The sequence below is a fragment of the Methylobacterium sp. FW306-05-D genome, from assembly GCF_058782155.1.
The window spans coordinates 1-6862 of the sequence record NZ_JBYSXL010000132.1; the positions used below are offsets into that span (position 1 = coordinate 1).

At 66.3% G+C, this 6862-nt stretch carries 1 protein-coding gene and 1 pseudogene; both read right to left on the minus strand.

Annotated elements, in window-relative coordinates:
- A partial coding sequence (locus tag AC3WLN_RS23300) for a peroxidase family protein (RefSeq protein ID WP_492485274.1) occupies positions 1-5444 on the minus strand: 5444 nt, incomplete at its 3' end.
- Positions 5445-6679: 1235 nt separating this feature from the next.
- A pseudogene (locus AC3WLN_RS23305) lies at positions 6680-6862 on the minus strand (IS481 family transposase); the annotation flags it as partial.

Sequence of the window (6862 nt, forward strand, 5' to 3'; positions counted from 1 at the left end):
CCCCCACCGGTACCGCCGCCCCCGCCCGGCGGATTCCCACCGGCGGCCGGCACGGTGCCGAAGGTCGGGGTTCCCGAGCTCGCGAAGGTGATGCTGTGCGAGCCGTTCGTCAGGGTGGTGACGCCGTTCGCCTGCGTCTCGACGTAGTCCGCCCGGGTCGTGCCGGGCGCCAGCTCGATCACGTCCTGCGGCCGCAGCGTTCCGACGATGGTGTCGGTGCCGCCGCTGGACCGGAACACGATCCGGTGGGCCGAGGTCAGGCCGGAGATGTCGACGGTGTCGTTGCCCTCGGTGCCGTCGATGGTCACGGTGTTGAGGTTCAGGCTCGTCGTGGAGAAGTTGCCGATCAGGAAGACGCTGTCGCCCGCCCCCGCATTGGTCGGCGGGTTCGGCACCGAGACCGCGGCGGTCCCGATCCGGATCTCCTCGATCTCCTGCAACTCGGCGACGACCGTGGTGACGGCGCCGATGCCGGCTCCCGTGGTACGGGTGATGACGATCTCGGTGCCGGCGCTCAGCGTGGCGACGTTGTTGCCGGCGACCTGTCCCCAGGCGGCGACCGTGTAGACCCGGAAGGTCTCGGCGAGACCGAGGGTCCCGTTGACCACGAGGGTGTCTCCCACGGTGCCCTCGGTGCCGCCTCTCACCACGTCGCGCCCATCGGTGGGGACGAGGGTGATCGGCCCGAGCGCCGCGCCGCCGTTCCAGGTCACCACGTCGTCGCCGGCCCCGGCATCGATGATGTCGTTGCCGGTCCCGCCCTGGAGGGTGTCGTTGCCGGCCGCCCCGTCGATGGTGTCGGCGCCAGCCCCGCCGTCCACGAAGTCGTCACCGGCCCCGGCATTCACCGTGTCGTTGCCGCCGTTGGCGAGGATCCGGTCGGCGCCCGCCGTACCGTTGATCGTGTTGCCGACGCCGTTGTCGACGATGTTGTCGCCGACCACGTCGGTCGGGGCCGAGACGACGCGCTCGGCATAACCGCCCTGGTCGGTGAAGCTCACCGCGACGCGGACCTGGAGCCCGACCTGCGCCTGTTGCGGCGTGAAGGTCTGGCCGGTCGCGCCGGCGATGTCGGTCCAAGTCCCGGCGGCCGACAGGGATTGCCACTGGAAGGCGAAGGTCGTGGGCAGGCCGTTCAGGTCGGCGATGCCGGCCACGTTGGCCCTGATCGCCGCCAGTTCGGTCGGCGTCGTGTCGTCGATGGTCGGCGCCCCGGTCGCGGGCACGTTGGTGAGGAACACGGCTCCGTCCGCGAACTGCGCGCGCTCGATGTTGTGGAGCGTATCGATGCCGTCCGACAGCTTCAGGGTCGGGGTGACGGCAAAGCCGGTGTGGCTGACCTGGAAGCTGCCGTCGCCGAGGTTGGTGATGGTGTAGTTCGCCCGCACGTCCGAGAAGATCGCCGTATCGACGTCGGCGCCTTGTCCGGCATCGAGGATCTCGCGGACGATGTTGAGTTGGCCCGGATTGACCGCCCGCGACATCAGCGCCGCCTGAAGGGTCATTCCGCCGAGATAGAGCGGACCGGTGCCGCTCGCGAGCCCGGCCGGGGTGGTGAACATCTGGCCCGCGAGGCTGTCGGCGGTGGCCACCTCATTGCCGGCGGCGTCCCGGATGCTGATCCGCACGTTGAGCCAGCGGTCGCCGTCGACGATGTCGTTGCCGGCCTTGGCATCGAACGTGTCGCTGCCGGCGCCGCCGAGCAGGATGTTGCCCCCGTTCTGCGGGTCGAACACCGTGGTGTCGGGCGCGAGGCTCGCGAAGGGCGTGGCGTCGCTGCCCACCGTCTGACCGCGGATTGCGCCGGGCGTCAGCTTGAGCAGCGCCTCGAAGCCGTCGATGAGGGCGACGTTCTGGGACAGCAGCATGCTGTCGGTCGCCGGGCCGTTGATGATGCCGGCCAGGCCGGGGCCGTTCGCCCCCGTCGGCCGGTCCGTCCCGATCAGCGTGTCGTCGTGCTTCCAGCCCGAGGCCGCCTCGACCGAGTCGTTCCGGTCGCGCAGGATGAGGGCCTGCTGGGTCGCGAACTGGGAGATGCCGAGATCGATGAGGCCGTTGTTCGGATCGCCTTTCTGGATCGACCAGTCGAACCCGAGCATGCCGTTGTTGCGCTGGATGCCGGGGCCCTGGACCATGATGTCGTCGCCGGATTCGCCATCGTAGTCAGTGTCGTTGCCCTGTCCGTCGAGGACGTCGTGACCGATGATCATGCTGTTGAAGAACAGCTGCGAATTCTCGCCCGAGAGGCTGTCGAAACCCTCGCCGCCCTCGATCCAGTCGTCGCCCTCGTTGCCCATCAGGCCGTCGCCGGCGCTGCCGCCCAGGACGAAGTCATCGCCGCGGCCAGCGAACACCTCGACCGGATCGGTCGAGTGCGTGATGAAGTCCTTGCCCCCACCGCCGAACAGGATGTCGAGGCCCGGCCCGCCCGAGATGGCGTCGTTGCCCTCGCCGCCCCGGATGAACTCGTCGCCGAAGGGGTCCTCAATGACGTCGTCGCCGTCGCCGCCGAAGATCTGATCGGATTCCATCCCGCCGTTGAGATAATCGTCGCCGCCGTCGCCCCAGAGGGTGTCGATGCCCTTGTCGCCGATCAGGCGGTCGTTGCCCTCGGTTCCGCCGAGGACGACGTGCTCGCCCCCGCTGAACTTCAGCATCCCGCCATCGGCATGACCGTCGCTGTCCACGTCGGCCCCCGGTGCGATGCGCACCACCTTCGGGTCCAGGATCTGCAGCAGCAGGTCGTCCTGCGTCGGGTCGTCCCCGACCTGCTTGCCCTGGTTGAGTTCGAGGATGTGGTCGGCGCGGCCGAAGAGCGACCCGTTGAGGTGTGACGAGCCCTCGTCGCCGAGGTCGGTATTGCGCTGGACCAGGGCCGAGAAGGTGTTGGCTTCGAGCTCGTTGAGAAGGTTCATGCCCTGCGTACGGCTGAGATAGTAGAAGCGATCGCCGTTCTGCAGGTTCTCCATCTGCGTCTCGAAGACGAAGTTGAAGGTGTTGCCCAGCATTCCGCCGAATTCCATCTTCTCCTCGGCCAGGCCGCCGATCCAGAAGTCGACGTCGTTCAGGCCGGAATTCGCCGCGTTCCACGCTCCCGTGCCGTTGAGGAAGTCGAGCCGATCCGCGGGCGGCGCGATGGTGTGCGCGTCGTCTCCCGGGGTCGACGGGTCGTCCGGCACGTCGACCGAGATGCCGAACACCAGCGCGGTCGCTGCGGCGCGCTTGCCGGCGAGGGTGCTCTCCTGCGTGATGAGGTCGTGATCGCCGTAGGCCGCGATGAAGTTGAGCACCGAGGCCGGATTCTTGATGTTCTGGGCGAAGTCGACCCAGCTCGTGTAGGGCTTGAGCTTGGCATCGGAGGTCATCGCGTAGAATTCCGCGCGGGCCTCGTTCAGGGAGGGCACGCCCTGTTCCCGGGAGCGCGCGATGTTGAGCGTCGCCAGGTCGAGCGGCAGCCCGAGCAGATTGTTGCGCAGGGAATCGACCACGAACTCGTCGATTTCATTGCCGATCTGGCGGGTCATGCCGCGGATGATCGCGCCCGCCGCGGCCTCGGTGTCGACGCCGCTCGCCGTGAAGGCCACCGGGTTGAGGAACGCCTCGATGAGCCCGAGCTCCTGCGTTCCGGCGACGGTCAGGTCGGCATCGACCGGCTTCATGTCGAAGCCGATGCGGTCGATCGTGTCCGCCAGCATCGAATGCCCGAACCGGTAGACGACATGCGCGAACTCGGCGGTGATGGCCGGGTTGAGGTCGGCGCTGTTGGTGAACACGAACGGATCGACGTTCGGCTGGACGGTGCGCGCGAACTCCTCGAAGACGAGGTGCTGGTACTGCATCTCGGTGACGAACTTCGCGGCCTGGAACAGGCGCTCGCCGTCCCATTGCAGTGCGGCGACCTGGGCCGGCGTGGTCGGCAGGGCGGTCAGGTCGACCCTCAGCCATTCGTTGATGAAGGCGAGATCGCCCGAGGCCAGGATGGTCTGCTTGTTGGCCTCGACGAGGCGATTGTGCTCCGAATGGAAGATGGTGTGGACCGCGGTGAGGCCGATGTTCTCGTTGCCGCGCCCGTCACCCGTGATGAAGTGCCTATCGAGAAGCTCGTTGTCGTAGGCGAGGTTGGCCCCGGTCTGGGGATTGATGGCGACCGCATTCCCGGTGAGCGTGTCGGTGTCGGCCGCCACTGCCCGCCCCTGGACGATGGGGTCGGCGCTATGGGCGATGTCGTCGAGGAAGGCGTGGCCGGTCATGACGGCGCCGACCGTGCGGATGCCGACCGCCGTTCCCTCCTTGAACCACGTGGTGGCATGGGTCGCGTCCGGCTGCATCAGCATCTGCGCGTAGCCGTTGGGGCCCGGGATGAAGCGGCCGTAGGGATCGGTCATCAGGACGGGGACGTTGTGGATGTCCGTATCCACGAGCTCGATGCCCAGCATCGCCTTGGCCTGGGCCTTCACCTCGGCCCAGTTCGCGATGGCCTTGCCGTCCGCGCCGCCGTTGAGGAGGTTTCCGGTCGCGAGGGTGACGGGATTGGCCACGCCGTCACTTGGGGTCACGTCGACCCGGACGTATTCGCGCAGGAAGACCTGATGCGAGGGATGGGAGGTGTAGGTCTGGTTCTGGTCGATCCACGGCGTCGTGGTGTTGACCGCGGTGCGGACGTCGTCCGCCGTGCCGAGCACCCCGTCGGCGCCCGGTCCCGTCACGGGCGTGGCGCGGGTCAGGACCATGAAGCGCTGGGCTTCCGGCAGGTCGTCGGCGGTATTGAGGACGCCGTCGCCGCCGGCGATCAGCGGGTCGTCGGGCATCAGGGGGACGATGACCGAGCCGTTGCCACCCTTGGTGACGAGGTCGAGCCCGTGGTCGAAGAACTGTCCGAACAGGGTCATCCAGCCGTTGAAGGGCGGTGACAGGCCGATGTCGGGCGACTGGTTCGGGATGAAGGCGATCTCGGTGGCGGTGGGAACGTAGCCCGCCGGGGGCGCCGCACCGTCGTGGGCCGCCGCATAGGCCGCCTGGGCGATGGGGTTGGCGAACCAGGCTGCGACCGCGGCCGGGTTGTGCGGGCTCATGTCGACGATGAGGTTGCTGGCCGTCCGGATGCTGGTGTCCACCACCGTGCCGGAGGTGCTGTAGTCGTTGTTGGTGACAAGGCCGTCGGGGGCCGGCCCGTTGGCGTCGAACTGGCCCGTGCCGGTGGTGTATTGGGCCGGCAGAAGACGCGGGAACGGCTGGTCCGCCGCGCCGAGAAGGCTCTGCCCCGGAAGGAGGTTGTTGTTGCTTCCGTCGACGGCCCGCAGGCCATAGGGAAGCAGGGCCGCGTCCGGACCGATGATTTCCTGCAGTGTCCGCGTATTGCCGGGCGCCGCGAACTCCTCGGCAATGCGGATCTGCGCCAGGATATGACGGAGGTCGTTGGTGTCGACCGTGAACGTGACGGACATGGCGGTCTCCTCGGCACATGGGTCATCGATGGGACGCGCGTCGGCCGCTGCCCCGGATTTCGGATCGGAATGATGCATGTCAGCTCGCACCCGCACGAAGGCGGTCGAGCCGGATGGGGCGGGTCAGTGTGTGGGTGGCTCGGCGACCTCAGTCGCGACCGTGTCCGTCAGGCGTGGGTGACACACGACCATGACGGTAGGCGCGTTCGATGATCCTGATGAGCAGTCTTTGGGCCTGGTTTGGCGCACATGGAACGTTCCCCGCGAAGTCGATGAGGGTAACGGTTGCCGTCGTTCGGGCCTGCGATTGCCCTTGCGCCGAACCTCGCACAGATTCGAAAAAGATCGAGGGTAAAAAAATCCTTAACCAAAAGGAAAAACCCATTGGTGAAGGTTTTTTCCTCGTCCGGTCGTGAAGATGCAGATATCAAACGGCGTAATTCAATTGACAGCCAAACCAAGAAGGATGCGCTGGCACGACGAACTTCCCGCAAACGTCGGTTCGCGCTTCTGAGTAGGGCATCAGCGGACCTTCGGTCCAGTTTGATCCGCTCAATCAGCGTGGCCCAAAGCCCGCCGGTCAGGTCGACATGACGTCGAAGCAATTCGTGCCCATCGGAGCGAAGCCAGAAGAGTCCGGTTTTTTGGCCGGCTGGCTATGTGGCCCCCATCCAGTCAACGTCCAGTCCAACAACATCCCAATCCAATAGCAGTCAGGCGGCATTCCACCCAACCCGGTCTTAGAGCGGACGGCCGGGTCCTGACCCGACATAGTCGTATCGGTTGCCAGGAAGAGCTACCCGAAAGCGAACATATGGGTAGGTCCAAATCGCCGTAGAGATATAAGCTGCGTGACTTGATTTACCTTACGGCGCTTCAGGCGGCTGCCAAATACACCCGCCACGAAGTCCGATAGGACGGCGATGACCTCATCCTCTGCGATCCTTGGAACAAACTGGTTCGCATATGGAATGCGACGGGTCCGGCGGTCACTACTTGGGGCCTTCGACGACGAGCATCAGGAAAGCCACGTCCGCCCGTAAACCCGGACTAAGGGCTTCGCCGAGGCGCTTCGACTGAGCTTGCGACGTCGCCGGGCGAGGTCAGAGGAACCTTGCTCCGCCACGCGGTCCCGAATCGAGCGTTCTCGAAGCCAGCTTCGTAGAGGCTGCGCATGTACGAGACCTCGAAGCCGTCCACCGTCGTCGGCCTCGGGGCGTCCCCGTCGATGTAAGCTAGCTGTACGGTCGCGGGATGAGGCGTGTCGGATTGCCCCTGAAGCGTTCGGGTTCTTTGGTCCAAGCTTGGCAGATGCATTCGTAGGGTGTGAGGCCGCGTAGGGTCTTGAGCCGGCGGGCGTGGTTGGAGGCATCGATGAAGAGTTGGAGGTGGACCCTGAGCTGATCGTGGCGATCGGA